Source organism: Achromobacter sp. 1014246743, assembly GCF_059760725.1.
On the sequence record NZ_JCBANA010000054.1, the window covers coordinates 32,490 to 47,404 of the forward strand.

A 14,915-nucleotide genomic window follows, 5' to 3' on the forward strand; every position below is an offset into this window, starting at 1 on the left:
AGCCAGCCGGCCCAAGGAGTGACGTAGTGAACTACACGTTTGATTTCGCGTCCGTGCTCGAACAATGGCCCTTGCTGGCGCAAGGCGCCTGGGTCACGGTCAAGCTGTCTTTCCTGGCCACGGTGCTGGGCTTCGTGCTGGGCACGCTGTGCGCCCTGGCGCGCAACAGCCGGCTGGGCTGGCTGCGGGCGCTGGCCGGCGGCTACGTCGAGCTGATCCGCAATACGCCGCTCCTGATCCAGGCCTATTTCCTGATCTTCGGCCTGTCCAGCGCCGGGCTGACGATGTCGATAATGACCGGTGCAGTGCTGGCGCTGGTCATCAACATCGGCGCCTATACCTGCGAAATCATGCGGGCCGGCATCGAGTCCATTCCCAAGGACCAGCTCGAAGCCGGTGAATGCCTGGCGCTGTCGCGCCCGCAGGTGTTCTGGCACGTGGTGCTGCGCCCGGCCGTCGAACGCGTGTACCCGTCGCTGGCCAGCCAGTTCATCCTGCTGATGCTGGCCTCCAGCATCATGTCGGCGGTGGGCGCCGAGGAACTGCTGGGCGTGGCCAACCGCATCCAGTCCGACACCTATCGCAATTTCGAAGTCTTCATCGTGCTGTGGGGCGTATACCTGGCGTTGTCGTGGCTGATGCGACTGGGTTTCTGGCTGCTGGCGCAGATCGTGTTTCCGCGCCGGCGCAAGCTCGGCACGTCGCTGTAAGGACCCGCGCCATGGCTTTCTTCATTCCCGACGAACACGCCCTGTACCTGCTGCAAGGCGCCTGGGGCACGATCAAGCTGTCGGCCTGGACCTTCGTGGGCGGCGGCGCGGCCGGCCTGCTGCTGGCGCTGGCCCGGGTGGCGCCGCGCAAGCTGCTGCGCCTGGCGGCCGCCGGCTATATCCAGGTCATCCAGGGCACGCCGCTATTGGTGCTGATGGGCCTGTGCTTTTTCGGGCCCAGCCTGTTCGGCCTGGGCGAGCTGTCGGCCCTGGCCGCCGCCGCGCTGGCCATGTCCGTGTACGCCAGCGCCTTCCTGGGCGAAATCTGGCGCGGCTGCATCCAGGCCGTGCCGAAGAACCAATGGGAAGCGGCCGAATGCCTGGGCCTGTCGCGGCTGCAGCGCATGGCCAAGGTGGTGCTGCCGCAGGCCCTGCGCATCGCCACCCCGCCCACCGTCGGCTTCCTGGTGCAGATCATCAAGAACACCTCGATCGCCTCGCTGGTGATCGGCTACGCCGAGCTGGCCTACAACGCCAAGATCCTGAACAACTCGACCTTCCAGCCCTTCGTGTATTTCGGCTGCGCGGCCGTCCTGTACTTCCTCATGTGCTACCCGCTGTCACGCTGGAGCCGTTCCTTGGAAAGGAGACTGAATGCAACCCGTCGTTGAACTGGACCAGGTCCACAAACGCTTTGGCGGCACCCACGTGCTGCGCGGCGTGTCGTTTTCCGTCAACCGTGGCGAGGTCGCCGCCATCATCGGCAAGAGCGGCTCGGGCAAGAGCACCGCGCTGCGCTGCATGGACCGCCTGGAGACCACCGACGGCGGCACCATCCACGTCTGCGGCCATGCGCTGCACGACAGCGACAAGCTGGATCTGCGGGCGCTGCGCAAGGACGTGGGCATCGTGTTCCAGAGCTACAACCTGTTCCCGCACATGACCGCGCTGCAGAACATCACGCTGGCGCCGCGCTCGGTCAAGGGCGTCAAACCGGCCCAGGCGCGCGAACAGGCCATGCAGGCGCTGGAACACGTCGGCCTGGCCGACAAGGCCGACGCCTATCCCGAGCAGTTGTCGGGCGGCCAGCAGCAGCGCGTGGCCATCGCCCGGTCGCTGGCGATGCAGCCCAAGGTGATGCTGTTCGACGAAGTGACCTCGGCGCTGGACCCCGAACTGACGGGCGAAGTGCTGAAGGTGATGGAAAACCTGGCCGCCGACGGCATGACCATGATCCTGGTCACGCACGAAATGGCGTTTGCGCGTGAAGTGGCCGACAAGGTCATCTTCATGCACCAGGGGCAGGTCTGGGAACAGGGGCCGTCCAGCATGCTGTCGGCCCCCGCCACGCCGGAACTGCGGCAGTTCCTGGGCAGCGGCCTGTAACGCCGCCGCCCTCTCGCAGCAATAACCACAACACCAAGACACTGGAGACACCTGCATGAACACGCCCGTATTCCTGCCGCGGCTGCGCGCCGCCTTCCTCGGCCTGGCGCTGACCGGCGCCCTGGCCGCCACCGGCGCGGCCCACGCCGACCAGCTCGACGACATCATGAAGGCCAAGAAGCTGCGCGTGGCCATCGACCTGGGCGTGCCGCCCTACGGCATGAAAGACGCCGCGCTCCATTCCACCGGGTCCGACGTGGAAACCGCGCGCCTCTTGGCCAAGGGCCTGGGCGTGGAACTGGAAATCGTGCCCACCACCGGCGCCAACCGCGTGCCCTTCCTGCAGACCAACAAGGCCGACATTGTCATCTCCAGCATGTCCGTCACGCCCGAGCGCCAGAAGGTCATCGACTTTTCAGTGCCCTACGCTGCCATCCTGGCCGTGGTGGGCGCCCCCAAGAGCATGACGCTGACCAGCGCGGCCGACCTGTCCAACAAGAAGGTCATTGCCACCCGCGGCACCACCAACGACACCGAGCTGACCAAGATCGCCCCCAAGGACGCACAGATCATCCGATTCGACGACGACGCCACCTCGATCACTGCCGTGGTCAGCGGCCAGGCCGACATCTTCGCCACCGCCCCCGCCCTCTTGCGCACCATCAACGACAAGGCGCCCGCCAAGCAGATGGAATCGAAGTTCGTGATGCGCCTGAACATGCTGGCCATCGGCCTGCGCAAGAACGAGCCGGCGCTCAAGGCCAAGCTGGATGACTGGGTGCGCGCCAACCTGAAGAACGGCGAACTCAACACCATCTACAAACAGTTCCACGGCGTCGACCTGCCGCAGGAAGTCGCCAAGGTCGGCGGCTGACACCTCGCCCAGGAGAACCCGACATGGCCCGCATCGTCTCCGTCGACATCCTGCAGGTGGACCTGCAGCCCAAGGTCAAGCGTACCGACGCCGTGCAAAGCTTCGAGCGCCAGGAAACCCCCATCGTGCGCATCACGGACGCCGACGGCGTCACCGGCACCGGCTACAGCTACACCATCGGCACCGGCGGCTCGTCGGTGGTGCGCCTGCTGGACGACCACTTGGCGCCGCTGCTGCTGGGCCGCGATGCCGACTACATCGAGCAACTGTGGCGCGACCTGATGTACCGCGTGCACGCCACCACCGTCGGCGCGCTGACGTCCATCGCGCTGGCCGCCATCGACACCGCCTTGTGGGACCTGCGCGCCCGCCGCGCCAAGCTGCCGCTGCACCAGCTGGCGGGCGGCGCCAAGGCGGACATTCCGCTGTATTCCACCGAAGGCGGCTGGCTGCACCTGACCGAGACGCAGCTGGTGGAAGAAGCCCTGAAGGCGCGCGAAGCCGGCTTTGGCGGCGCCAAGCTCAAGGTCGGCAAGCCCCACGTCGCCGAAGACGTGGCGCGGCTGGCGGCCGTGCGCGCCGCCGTCGGCCCGGGCTGGGACATCATGACGGACGCCAACCAGGGCTTTTCCCTGCCCGAAGCCATCCGCCGGGCCCGCTGCTTCGAACCGCTGGACCTGGCCTGGTTCGAAGAGCCCATTCACGCCGACGACGTGCAGGCGCACCGCCGCCTGAGCGCATCCACCACCCTGCCGATCGCCGTCGGCGAATCGCTCTACAGCCTGTCGCAGTTCAAGGACTACCTGCAAAGCGACGCCTGCTCGATCGTGCAGGTGGACGTGGGCCGCATCGGTGGCATCACGCCCTGGCTGAAGGTGGCGCACATGGCCGAGGCCTGCAACGTGCCGGTGTGCCCGCACTTCCTGATGGAGATCCACGTGGCCCTGTGCTGCGCCGTGCCCAACAGCCGCTGGCTGGAATACATTCCGCAGCTGGACATGGTGACCGAACGCGGCATGCGCATCGAGCAGGGCCGCGCCATCCCGTCGGACGAACCCGGCCTGGGCATCGCCTGGGACTGGGACCGCATCGGCAAGCTGACGCTGCACCGAAGCCGGCACGACTGAAGCACAAAGCGGGCGTGGGGCAGGCGACGGCAGCGCCCGTCGCCGGGCGGCTGCCTGCACCGATGCCCCGCCCTTACGCCGCGGCGGCGTCTTCCAGGATCATCTCGGCCCCGCGCTCGGCCACCATCATCACCGCCGCCTGGGTATTGCCGGACACCATCTTCGGCATCACCGAGGCATCCACCACCCGCAGCCCGGACACGCCGTTGACCCGCAGCCGCACGTCGGTCACCGCGGCGGCGTCCGACCCCATGCGGCAGGTACCGATCGGGTGATAGATCGTCTGGCCATTGCGGCGGGCAAAGTCCAGCCATTGCGCGTCGGTCTCCACCGCCGGCCCCGGGCTGAGTTCGGCCTCGATGTAGTGCTGCAACGCCGGCCGCTGCACGATGCGCCGCGCCACCCGCATGCCGCCCACCAGGCTGTCGCGGTCGACCTGCGCCGACAGGAAATTCGGCCGGATCGCGGGCGCCGCCAGCGGATCGGCCGACTTGATGTGGATGGTGCCCACCGATTCGGGCCGCAACTGCGCCACGCCCAGCGTCATGCCCGGATGCCGGTCCAGGATGCGCTCGGCCGCGTTGGCGTAGCTGGCATGCACGAAGAAATACTGCACGTCGGGCGCGGGCAGGTCCGGCGCGCTCTTGATGAAGCCGTGCACGAGGCCCGTGCCCAGCGTCAGGATGCCCTTGCGCTGCGTGTAGTAGCGCGCCACCTGCTGCGCCAGCCGCCAGCCGCGCGACATCTCGTTCAGCGTCACCGTATTCTTGACCCGCCAGTTCATGCGCGTGGCGAAGTGGTCGATGTAGTTTTCGCCCACCTGCGGCTGCGCATGCACCAGCGCGATGCCCAAGGACTGCAACAGCGCCGGGTTGCCGATGCCGGACAATTCCAGCAGTTGCGGCGACTGCACCGCCCCCAGGCACACCAGCGTCTCGCGACGGGCCCGCACGGTGAATTCGCGGCCGTTCTGGCGATAGGCCACGCCCACGCAGCGCTTGCCCTCGAACAGCAGCCGGGTCACGTGCGCGCCGCATTCCACTGTCAGGTTCTTGCGCCCGGCGGCGGGTTTCAGGTAGCCGTCCACCACGCTCCAGCGGCGGCCGCGATGCTGCAGCACCTGGTAATAGCCCACGCCGTCCTGCTTGCCGCCGTTGTAGTCCGGGTTCAGCGGCAGGCCGTCTTCCTGGGCCGCGCGCAAGAATGCATCGGACACCGGAAAGCGCTCGGCCACTTCTTCCAGGTGCATCGGCCCGCTCTTGCCACGGCTGGCGTCGCCGGGTTCGTAGTGCTCGATCTTGCGGAATACGCGTTCGGCCTGGCGATAGCCCCAGCCGGTGGCGCCCGCGGCCTCCCAGCCGTCGTAGTCGGCCGGCTGGCCGCGCACGTAGATCATGCCGTTGATCAGCGTCGAGCCGCCCACGCCCTTGCCGCGCGGCACGGCGATGGTGCGGCCGTGGACGTTGTCTTCGGGTTCGGTGGCAAAGCGCCAGTTGTAGTCCGGGTTGACCAGCAGCTTGGAAAAGCCCGCCGGAATCCCGATCCACATGCTGCGGGCTTCATGGCCCGCTTCCAGCATCAGCACCCGGTGGCGGCCGTCGGCCGACAGCCGGTTGGCCAGGATGCAGCCGGCGGTGCCGCCGCCCGCGATAATGAAGTCGTAATCGCCCATCGTCTGGTTCCGCGGGCTCAGGCTTGCGCGGCGGGCGCCACGCCCATCATTTCCGCCATCAGCTCGATCTGCCCGGCCAGCATCGGCGCGCCATAGTGCACCCGGCAGCCGCGCGCCTGCGCGGCCCGCAGCAACGGCGTGTCCTTGGGCTGCATGATGACCTCGCACACCAGCTGGTCGGGCGTCAGGCGCTGCGCGTCCAGCGGCAGCGCGTCGTCTTCCTTCATGCCCAGCGACGTGCCGTTGACCACCAGGTCGTGGCCCGACGGGTCGGCCGTGCCGACATCGATGCGGGCCTGCGGATGCAGCGACAGGATGCGGGCCTTCAGGTCCTCGGCCTTGGCCGGCGTGCGGTTGGCGATGGTCAGGCGCGATACGCCCGCCTGCACCAGCGCAAAGCCGATGGCGTTGGCCGCGCCGCCGGCGCCGGCCAGGTAGGCGCTCTTGCCCTCGGGCGACACGCCCGCCGTGCGCAGTCCGCGCACGAAGCCTTCGCCGTCCAGCATGTGCGCCACCAGGCGGCCGTCGGCCTCGCGCCGCACCACATTGGCCGCGCCGATCTTGCGCGCCACCGGGGTGGCCTCGTCGGCCAGCGCCAGGATGGCCGTCTTGTGCGGCATGGTGACAATCAGGCCGCCCAGGTTTTCCAGGCGGCGCAGGCCCGCCACCACCTCGGCAAGGTTGTCGGGCCGCGCATGGAACGGCACGCACACGCCGTCAAAGCCGATGCGCGCGAAGTGCTCGTTCATGCGCTGCGGCGTCTTCACGTGGTAGATGGGGTCGGCCAGGATGCCGAACAAGCGCGTATTGCCGCTGATTTCCTTCATTGCTGTCTCCGTGTCTTATCGCTGGATGAACTCACGCGCCACGGCCTCGATGCCGGCGCCGTCCAGCTGGTAATGGGCGTACAGGGTGGTGGGCGGGGCGATCAGGCTGTATTCATCGTAGATGCCATGGCGCCGCAGCCGCGTGCCGGTGCCGGCATCCGCCAGCACTTCGGCCACCGCCGACCCCAACCCGCCCATCACATTGTGTTCTTCCACCGTCAGCAACGCGCGCGCCTGGCCGGCGGCGGCCAGCACGGCCTCGCGATCCAGCGGCTTGATGGTGGGCATGTCGATCACGCCGACCGACAGACCGTCTTCGCGCAGCCGCGCGGCCGCCTCCAGCGCCGCATGCAGCGTGATGCCGCAGGCGATGATGTTCAGGTCGGTGCCGGTGCCATGGGTGATGGCGCGGCCGAACGTGAACGGCGTGCCGTCTTCGTACACCTGCGGGTCGCGGCCCCGGCCGATACGAAAGTAGATCGGCTCGGGCCAGTCGACCGACGCCTTGATGGCAGCGGCCAGTTGCGGGCCGTCGGCCGGCGACACCACCGTCAGGCCGGCAATGGCGCGCATGGTGGAGATGTCTTCGGTGGCGTGGTGCGAGGTGCCGTAGAACCCCAGGCTGATGCCCGTGTGATGGCCGATCAGGCGCACGGGCAGCCGGGTATAGGCCACGTCCATGCGGATCTGCTCGCAACACAGCAGGCCCAGGAACGAGGCGAACGTGGCCACGAAGGGCATCAGCCCGGTGGTGGCCAGCCCGGCCGCCGCCGACACCATGTTCTGCTCGGAAATGCCGAACTGCACGTAGCGGTCGGGATAGGCCGATGCAAAGCGGTTCAGGCCGTTGGAATATTGCAGGTCGGCCGAGCCGGCCACCACCGGGTGCCCGGCCTGCGCCAGGTCGATCAGCGCATCGGAAAGATACGACAGCCCGGGGTTCACCGCGTTCAGCGCGCGGTACTGCCAGGAATCGGGGGAAGTTATCTGTGCCTGTGCCATTCAGATCTCGCGGGTCATGATTTCGTCGATGGCGGCCTGCGCGTCTTGGGGCGCCAGGTAGCCCAGATGCCAGCCGGGTTCGGTTTCCATGTAGCCCACGCCCTTGCCCTTGATGGTCCTGGCGATGACGCAGGCCGGCTTGTCGCGCGTCTGGTCGGCGCGCAGGCGGCGCAGCAGCGTGGTCAGGGCCGACAGATCATGGCCGTCCACCTCGTGCACGTCCCAGCCAAAGGCCTGCCACTTGTCTTTCAGCGATTCCACGCCGATCACGTCATCGACCTTGCCATCCAGCTGATAGCCGTTGCGGTCGACGATGGCCACCAGGCGCGACAACCGCTGGTGGGCGGCGAACAGCGCGGCTTCCCAGACCTGCCCTTCCTGCATCTCGCCATCACCCAGCATCACGAAGACGTTGTAATCGCGCCCGTTCATGCGCCCGCCCACCGCCATGCCGGCGCCGTTGGACAGCGCGTGGCCGATGGACCCCGAGCTGAAATCCACGCCCGGCACCTTGGTCATGTCGGGGTGGTCGCCCAGCGGGCTGCCCAGGCGGGTATAGCCGTCCAGCAGTTCGCGCGCAATGAAGCCGTGGTCGGCCAGCACGGGAAACAACCCCACCGCCGCGTGGCCCTTGCCCATCAGGAAGCGGTCGCGGTCCGGCCAGGCGGCCTCGCCCGGCCGCAATCGCATCACGTCGTAGTACAGCGCGGCAAAGATCTCGGCGCACGAGAAGACCGAGCTGTAGTGCCCGACCTTGGCGATTTCGATCAGCCTGATTGTCTCCAGCCGTATGTAGCGGGCCTTTTCCCGCAGCATGCGGATTTCCCCTTCGGTTGGGGCTCCCCGGTCCTGGCGCATGACGTTCCCTTACGTCGTTAGAATATATGATATATAATATACCCATCGCGCTCGAATTGGCTAGGCCGGGCTAGAATTGCGCCGGGCGCTGTTTTCCGGCCCCGGCCCATTCCCTCGAACCCGCAAGCCCCAACCGTCATGCCCAGCCTTAAACCGGTAAAGAAAGAGAACCTCTCCGTCAAGGTCTACAACGAAATCCGCAATGCCCTCATCAACGGGCAGTACGAACCCGGAGAACGTTTGATCATTGGCGAGCTGGCCCAGGAAATGGGCGTCTCGATCACGCCCGTGCGCGAGGCCATCTTCCGCCTCATCAGCGAACAGGGCCTGGAAATGCAAGCCGCCACCGCGGTGTACGTGCCCTACGTCAATTCCGAAAAGCTGCGCGAAATCCAGCAGATCCGCTTCCACCTGGAAGGCATGGGCGCGGCCGAAGCCGCCAAGCACATCACCCGCAAGCAGCTGGACAACCTGATCGCCCTGCAGAAAGACTTCATCTCCTGCACGTCCACCGATCCCAAGCGCGCCAGCTACCTGAACCGCAAGTTCCACTTCGGCATCCTCGAAGCCAGCAACAAGCCCATCCTGCGCAACACCGTGGAATCGTTCTGGGTCATCACCGGCCCCATCCTCAAGGTGTTCCATGTGAAGACGGCCGGGCTCGACTATTCCGAAAACGAGCATCGCCACGAGGCCGTGCTGGAAGCCCTGGAAGCACGCGATTCCGACGCCGCGGCCAAGGCCATCCAGGCCGACCTGGTCTGGGGCGGAAAAATCATGATCGACTGGCTGGTCGAACGCGAAAAAGAACTCGACTACCGCCCGCCCGGGCCCCGCAAATAGGAAGACCCCATGCTGAAGATTTTTGGCGCTCCCGGCCGTTATATCCAGGGAGCGGGCGCACTGGACACCCTGGGCGACTACGCCGCCCTGTTCGGCCGCCATGCCGCCCTGGTCATCGACCGCTACGTCCATGGCGTGCTGGGCCCAAGAATCGAAGCGCTGTGCGCGGCGCGCCACGTGACGCTCACGCCGCTCCTGGTGGAAGGCGACCTGACGCCCGAGGTCATTGCGGCGCTGCGCGCCCAGGCCGCGGCCGCGGGCATCGACATGGTCATCGCGGTGGGCGGCGGCAAGTCGCTGGACGCCGGCAAGGCCGTGGCCAAGGCCGCGCACTGCCACCTGGTCACCGTGCCCACGGTGGCCTCGAACGACGCGCCCACCAGCAAGAATTACGTGCTGTACGACGCCCATCACAACCTCCTGGCGGTCGAGCACATGCTGTTCAACCCCACCATCGTGCTGGTGGACACCGCCATCATCGCCACCGCCCCCGCGCACTTCTTTCGTGCCGGCCTGGGCGACGCCATTTCCAAGAAGTTCGAAGCCGAGCAATGCGCCCGCAACGGCGGCAAGAACATGTACGACGGCGCCCCGCTGCTGTCGGCCCAGTTGATCGCCGACGGCTGCCTGCGCACGCTGCTGGCCGACGGCGCCGACGCGCTGGCCGTTGCCGGCAGCGGCGCGCCCACGCCCGCGTTCGAGCGCGTGGTGGAAGCCATGATCCTGATGAGCGGCCTGGGTTTCGAAAGCGGCGGCCTGTCCATCGCCCACGCCCTGACGCGCGGCCTGCCCAAGATCACGGGCGTGGCCACGGCCTTGCACGGCCTGCAAGTGGCCGTCGGCCTGCTGGTGCAGCTGGACCTCGAAGACCGCCAGGACGGCATGCTGGCCACGCTGTCCCAGTGGTACGACCAGGTGGGCCTGCCCACCACGCTACACGCGCTGGGCGCCGTCGCCCCCACCGACGCCGAACTGACGCTGGCGGCCGACCTGACGCTCAAGGCGCGCCACGCCGCCAATTTCGATCGCACCCTGGACATCAAGACTCTCGCAGACGCATTGCGCCGCCACGCGTGAAAAGCTGCCGATAAGAACACCCCCGCCGCCGGGCCGCCCCAAGGCGGGGGGCGCCCCCTTGGGGGGCAGCTAGCGCGTAGCGCGCGGCGTGGGGGCCTTCCCTTCCGCCGCCGGGCCGCCCCAAGGCGGGGGGCGCCCCCCTTGGGGGGCAGCTAGCGCGTAGCGCGCGGCGTGGGGGCCTTCCCTTCCCACACCGGGCGTTGCCGCCTCAGAACGCCACGTTGTCACCGCCCTTGAGCCCCAGCTTGGCGCGGGTTTCCTCCGGCGTGGCCACTTCCAGATTCAGCGCCTCCAGGATGGTGCGAATGCGCTCGACCTGCACCCGGTTCGACTCGGCCAGCTGGCCCGGCCCGATCCAGAGCGAATCTTCCAGCCCCACCCGCACGTTCGACCCCATGGCCGCGCCGATGGTGGCCAGCGGCATCTGGTTGCGGCCGGCGCCCAGGATCGACCATTCGTAGTCATTGCCGAACAGGCGGTCGGCCGTGCGCTTCATGTGCATCAGGTCTTCGGGGTGCGGGCCGATGCCGCCCAGGATGCCGAACACCGACTGGATGAACGGCGGCGACTTGACCAGGCCGCGGTCCACGAAGTGCGCCAGGTTGTACAGGTGGCTGATGTCGTAGCACTCGAACTCGAAGCGGGTGCCGTTGGCGTTGCCCAGTTCAAGGATCGATTCGATGTCCGCGTAGGTGTTGCGAAAGATCAGCGAACGGCTGTTCTCAAGGTGCTCGCGTTCCCAGTCGTGCTTGAAGTCCTGGAAGCGGTCCAGCATCGGGAACAGGCCGAAATTCATCGACCCCATGTTCAGCGACGCCAGCTCGGGCTTGAACGTGGTGGCCGGGCGCATGCGCTCCTGCACCGTCATGTGCGGGCTGCCGCCGGTGGTGATGTTGATGATGGCGTCGGTCTCGGCCTTGATGCGCTCAAGGAAAGGCTTGAACAGCTCCGGGTCTTGCGACGGCTTGCCGGTTTCGGGGTCGCGGGCGTGCAGGTGCAGCACCGCGGCGCCCGCGCGCGCCGCGCCGATGGCGGCTTCGGCGATTTCGTCGGCGGTGACCGGCAGGTGCGGCGACATGCTGGGCGTGTGGATGGCGCCCGTGACGGCGCAGGTGATCACGACTTTCTGTTTGGGTTTAGCCAATTTCGTCTCCGTTGCTTTGCTTGTGGCGCGCGAGGCGCATCAGTTGCTCGTCGCGCCAATAGCGGCGCGCCGTCAGGTCTTCGTCGGGCAGCAGGCGCCGCCGTTCGGCCGACAGGGCATCGACCAGCGCGCCCTCCCAGGCCACGCTTTCGGCCTGGGTGGCGCCGATGGATTGGTACAGGCCGCCATAGCGGCCGCAGTAATCGGCGATGCCGCCGGGGGCATTCAAGTCGATGGTTTCGAACGGCCCCATGAACGACCAGCGCAGGCCCAGGCCGTCTTTCACCGTGGCGTCGATGTCCTCGGCGCTGGCGATGCCGGCCGCCGCCAGCCGGAAGGCCTCGTGCAGCAAGGCGCCTTGCAGGCGGTTCAGGATGAAGCCTTCGATCTCGCGCGTCATCGACACGGGCTTTTGGCCGATGTCCCGCATGATGTCGCGGGCGCGCGCCATCGTGTCCGCGCTTGTCCAGGGCGCCGGGCACAGTTCCACCACCGGAATCAGGTAAGGCGGATTGACCGGATGCGACACCAGGCAGCGGTGGCGCCCGGGCAGGTCCTCGGTGAATTCGCTAGCCGGAATGCTGGACGTGGAACTGCCGATGATGGCGTCGGGCTCGGCCGCCGCATCCAGCAAGGGGAACAGGCTGCGCTTGATGTCGCGCGTCTCGGGCGAGTTTTCCTGGATGTAGCTCGCGCCCTTGAGCGCATCCTGCAGGCTGTCGGCGACATGGATGCGCGCAGCGGCCGCCGCGGCGTCCTGCAGCAGCCCGTGCGCCTGCAGCTGGTCCAGCTGGCGGCGGATCAGGGCGCGGGCCTCGCCCAGCATGGCCGCGTTGACGTCATACAGGCGCACGTCCCAGCCTTTGCGGGCGAACACGATGGCCCAGCCCTGGCCGATGAGCCCGGTGCCGATGATGGCTGCGCAGCGGCGGCCAGCAAACTCAGCGTCGGTACCGCGACGCTCTGCCCCGTCGCGCGGGTCGGTGGCGGCCGCCATCAGTAGAGCTTCTGCGTGAAGCCGTCCACCACGATGGCCTGGCCCGTCACGCTGCGGGCGGCCTCGCTGGCGTTGAACAGCACCATGTTGGCGATATCGCGCGCCGTGACCATGCGGCCCAGCGCGGCCTGGTTTTCGTACAGCGCCGCGATCTCGTCCACCGGCTTGTCCAGCGTCTTGGCCTTGGCGGCGATGACGGCGCGGATGCGCGGCCCTTCGACCGCGCCCGGCAGGATCGCGTTGACCCGGATGCCGTGGCCGCCCAGTTCGATGGCCAGCGACTTGGTGAAGCCGATGACCGCCCACTTGGACGCCGAATACACCGACCGCCCGGCAAACCCCAGGTGCCCCGCCGCCGACGACAGGTTGATCATCACGCCGGCAGGCGATTCCTTGAGCAGCGGGATGGCCTGGCGCGCGCACAGGAACTGGCCGGTGATGTTGACGGCCAGCGTGCGGTCCCAGTCGGCCTTGGACAGGGTTTCGACAAAGCCCGTGGGGCCGGCCACGCCGGCATTGTTGACCAGGATGTCCAGCCCGCCCAGCGTCTGGCGCACGGCGGTGAACAGCGCGGCCACGCTGTCTTCGTCCGACACGTCGGCGTACACCGCCTGCACGCCGGGCAACTCACCCGGCAACGCGGCCAGCCGGTCGCGATTGACGTCGCACACCAGCACCGACGCCCCGGCGCGGTGGAATACCTGGGCCATTTCCAGGCCCAGTCCATCGGCGCCGGCCGTGATCAGTACCTTTTTTCCGGCGAAATCCACTTCCTCGAACATGCGTATGTCTCCTGGATTCTTTTCGTGAAACGCCTTTCGATCATATAGGATATATGATTTAAACGGACAGTTTCTTGCCGCGGGAATTGTCGAAAAGTGGTTCCATACGCCTCATCCGAAGGGGGGAACTCACGCCGCCACATAGGAGCCAATCGCCCGCAAACGCTTTATTCATGCGGCTTGAGGGAAATCCCCGATTCAGCCGTGCAAGTCCGGCACTAGAATCCAGAACGAGGTTCCCACACCCCGCCGGCGCATATATCATATATTTAAAAAAGACGGACGAAGCAGCATACAGTCCGCATCCCATACCAACAAAGGAGCGTAGACAGTGTTCAAGTTCAATAAATTCGCCATCGCGCTGGGCCTGTGCGGCGTCATGGTCAGCGGCACCGCAGCGGCCGACATGAAAGTAGGCGCCCTCTTCCCGTTCAGCGGCGCCCTGGCGCTGCTGGGCCAGGAGAGCTACCGCGGCCTGGAACTGGCCGTCAATGAAATCAATGCCGCCGGCGGGATCAACGGCGAAAAGATCCAGATCATCAAGGCCGACGCCGTCGACCCCACCCAGGCCGTCTCCGAAACCAAGCGCCTGATCTCGTCCAACGTGGTCGGCGTGTTCGGCAGCTACGCGTCGGGCATCTCGTATGCGGCCTCGCCCGTCACCGAACTGGCCGGCGTGCCCTACTTCGAACTGGGCGCTACCGCCCACAAGATCACCACGCGCGGCTACAAGTACCTGTTCCGCAGCAACCCCAACACCGCGCTGTACGGCGTCTCGGTGGTCAATGCGCTGCACGACACCATCGCGCCCGGCATGGGCCTGAACCCCAAGGACATCAAGATCGGCATCATCCACGAAGACGGGCCCTACGGCACCGACGTGGCCGCCACCGAGAAAAAGCGCGCCCAGGAACTCGGCTACACCGTGGCCGAGGTGCTGCCCTACTCCGCCAAGACGGTCGACCTGTCGTCGCTGATCCTGCGGCTGAAGGGCGCCAAGGTCGACGTCGTGCTGCAAACGGCCTACCAGAACGACGCCATCCTGTTCTTCAGCCAGGCGCGCGCCGCGGGCTTCAAGCCCAAGGTCGTGATCGGCGCGGGTGGCGGCTATTCGCTGGCCGACACCGCCAAGGCCGTGGGCGCCGACATGAACGGCGTGTTCGACCTGGACTTCCCGCAATCGTCCATCAACCCGGCCGGCGCGCCCGGCCTGGACAAGTTCCTGGAAGCCTACAAGTCCACCTACAAGAGCGATCCGCAATCCGGCCACAGCCTGACCAACTACGTCGGCGCCAAGGCCTTCTTCGAAGCCATCGCCGCGGCCAAGTCCACCGACAAGGACAAGATTCGCGCCGCCGTGCTGGCCTACAAGAAGCCCGCCGGCCAGACCGCCAACGGCTGGGCCTTCGACTTCGGCGAAGACGGCCAGAACAATGCGTCCACGTTCTACGTGATGCAGTGGCAGGACGGCAAGCTGGTCACCATCGCCCCGAGCAACCTCGCGCTGGGCAAGCCTGTCTTCAAGAAATAACAAGCACGACAACTTGCCAGCAACCAGGCGCTCGGGGGCGCCTGGCGTAACACCGGGGCCAGCAGGCCCCGGCCCGGCCGGCGCG

General features: G+C 67.0%; 15 protein-coding genes. 8 read left to right on the forward strand and 7 right to left on the reverse strand.

Annotated features, from left to right (window positions below):
- Positions 1 to 26 precede the first annotated feature (26 nt).
- Genes AC6LJ2_RS21225 through AC6LJ2_RS21245 form a run of 5 tightly spaced genes read left to right on the forward strand, consistent with a single transcriptional unit; the run spans position 27 to position 4,097 of the window.
- Positions 27 to 710, forward strand: coding sequence for an ABC transporter permease subunit (locus AC6LJ2_RS21225; protein ID WP_263913567.1), 684 nt, complete (start codon positions 27 to 29; stop codon positions 708 to 710).
- Between the two features lie 11 nt (positions 711 to 721).
- A complete protein-coding gene (locus tag AC6LJ2_RS21230) occupies positions 722 to 1,381 on the forward strand; it encodes an amino acid ABC transporter permease (RefSeq protein WP_263913566.1) in 660 nt (219 codons plus the stop codon).
- A complete protein-coding gene (locus tag AC6LJ2_RS21235; RefSeq protein WP_025140562.1) occupies positions 1,365 to 2,096 on the forward strand; it encodes an amino acid ABC transporter ATP-binding protein in 732 nt (243 codons plus the stop codon). Before AC6LJ2_RS21230 ends, AC6LJ2_RS21235 begins: the two co-directional genes overlap by 17 nt.
- A gap of 55 nt (positions 2,097 to 2,151) precedes the next feature.
- A complete protein-coding gene (locus AC6LJ2_RS21240; RefSeq protein WP_263913564.1) occupies positions 2,152 to 2,970 on the forward strand; it encodes a transporter substrate-binding domain-containing protein in 819 nt (272 codons plus the stop codon).
- Between the two features lie 23 nt (positions 2,971 to 2,993).
- Positions 2,994 to 4,097, forward strand: coding sequence for a mandelate racemase/muconate lactonizing enzyme family protein (locus tag AC6LJ2_RS21245; RefSeq protein WP_498152129.1), 1,104 nt, complete (start codon positions 2,994 to 2,996; stop codon positions 4,095 to 4,097).
- 73 nt (positions 4,098 to 4,170) lie between these two features.
- Here AC6LJ2_RS21245 and AC6LJ2_RS21250 read toward each other — a convergent pair whose 3' ends face one another.
- From AC6LJ2_RS21250 to AC6LJ2_RS21265, 4 genes are read right to left on the reverse strand one after another with little or no spacing between them, the layout of a single operon-like run.
- Positions 4,171 to 5,769 carry a GMC family oxidoreductase gene (locus AC6LJ2_RS21250; protein WP_498152130.1) on the reverse strand — a complete coding sequence of 533 codons (1,599 nt, stop codon included), beginning with the start codon at positions 5,767 to 5,769 and terminating at the stop codon, positions 4,171 to 4,173.
- Between the two features lie 17 nt (positions 5,770 to 5,786).
- Entirely contained in the window at positions 5,787 to 6,596 is an 810-nt protein-coding gene (locus AC6LJ2_RS21255; protein WP_498152131.1) for a shikimate dehydrogenase family protein, read from the reverse strand.
- 15 nt (positions 6,597 to 6,611) lie between these two features.
- Positions 6,612 to 7,598: a transketolase family protein gene (locus AC6LJ2_RS21260; protein WP_263913560.1), complete on the reverse strand. Its 987-nt coding sequence runs from the start codon at positions 7,596 to 7,598 to the stop codon at positions 6,612 to 6,614.
- Complete coding sequence (locus AC6LJ2_RS21265; RefSeq protein ID WP_263913559.1) at positions 7,599 to 8,414, reverse strand: transketolase; 816 nt, start codon at positions 8,412 to 8,414, stop codon at positions 7,599 to 7,601.
- Positions 8,415 to 8,594: 180 nt separating this feature from the next.
- Here AC6LJ2_RS21265 and AC6LJ2_RS21270 point away from each other — a divergent pair, with 180 nt between their 5' ends.
- Together AC6LJ2_RS21270 and AC6LJ2_RS21275 are read left to right on the forward strand one after the other, a co-directional pair.
- Positions 8,595 to 9,299 carry a GntR family transcriptional regulator gene (locus AC6LJ2_RS21270; RefSeq protein WP_263913558.1) on the forward strand — a complete coding sequence of 235 codons (705 nt, stop codon included), beginning with the start codon at positions 8,595 to 8,597 and terminating at the stop codon, positions 9,297 to 9,299.
- Positions 9,300 to 9,308: 9 nt separating this feature from the next.
- Entirely contained in the window at positions 9,309 to 10,376 is a 1,068-nt protein-coding gene (locus AC6LJ2_RS21275) for a glycerol dehydrogenase (protein ID WP_445657045.1), read from the forward strand.
- Positions 10,377 to 10,584: 208 nt separating this feature from the next.
- Here the strand turns inward: AC6LJ2_RS21275 and kce are convergent, their stop codons facing one another.
- Genes kce through AC6LJ2_RS21290 form a run of 3 tightly spaced genes read right to left on the reverse strand, consistent with a single transcriptional unit; the run spans position 10,585 to position 13,299 of the window.
- Positions 10,585 to 11,520: a 3,5-dioxohexanoate:acetyl-CoA acetone transferase gene (gene kce, locus AC6LJ2_RS21280; RefSeq protein ID WP_263913556.1), complete on the reverse strand. Its 936-nt coding sequence runs from the start codon at positions 11,518 to 11,520 to the stop codon at positions 10,585 to 10,587.
- Positions 11,513 to 12,517 (reverse strand): 3-hydroxyacyl-CoA dehydrogenase, encoded by a 1,005-nt coding sequence (locus tag AC6LJ2_RS21285; RefSeq protein ID WP_498152132.1) that lies wholly within the window; start codon positions 12,515 to 12,517, stop codon positions 11,513 to 11,515. The genes kce and AC6LJ2_RS21285 overlap by 8 nt, the downstream gene beginning before the upstream one ends.
- Positions 12,517 to 13,299, reverse strand: a complete 783-nt coding sequence (locus AC6LJ2_RS21290) for an SDR family oxidoreductase (protein WP_445657048.1) — start codon at positions 13,297 to 13,299, stop codon at positions 12,517 to 12,519. The genes AC6LJ2_RS21285 and AC6LJ2_RS21290 overlap by 1 nt, the downstream gene beginning before the upstream one ends.
- A 331-nt stretch (positions 13,300 to 13,630) precedes the next feature.
- On the opposite strand from AC6LJ2_RS21290, the gene AC6LJ2_RS21295 reads away from it, so the two are divergent.
- The gene (locus AC6LJ2_RS21295) at positions 13,631 to 14,830 is read left to right on the forward strand and encodes an ABC transporter substrate-binding protein (RefSeq protein ID WP_263913553.1); all 1,200 of its coding nucleotides are present in this window, start codon (positions 13,631 to 13,633) and stop codon (positions 14,828 to 14,830) included.
- Positions 14,831 to 14,915 lie beyond the last annotated feature (85 nt).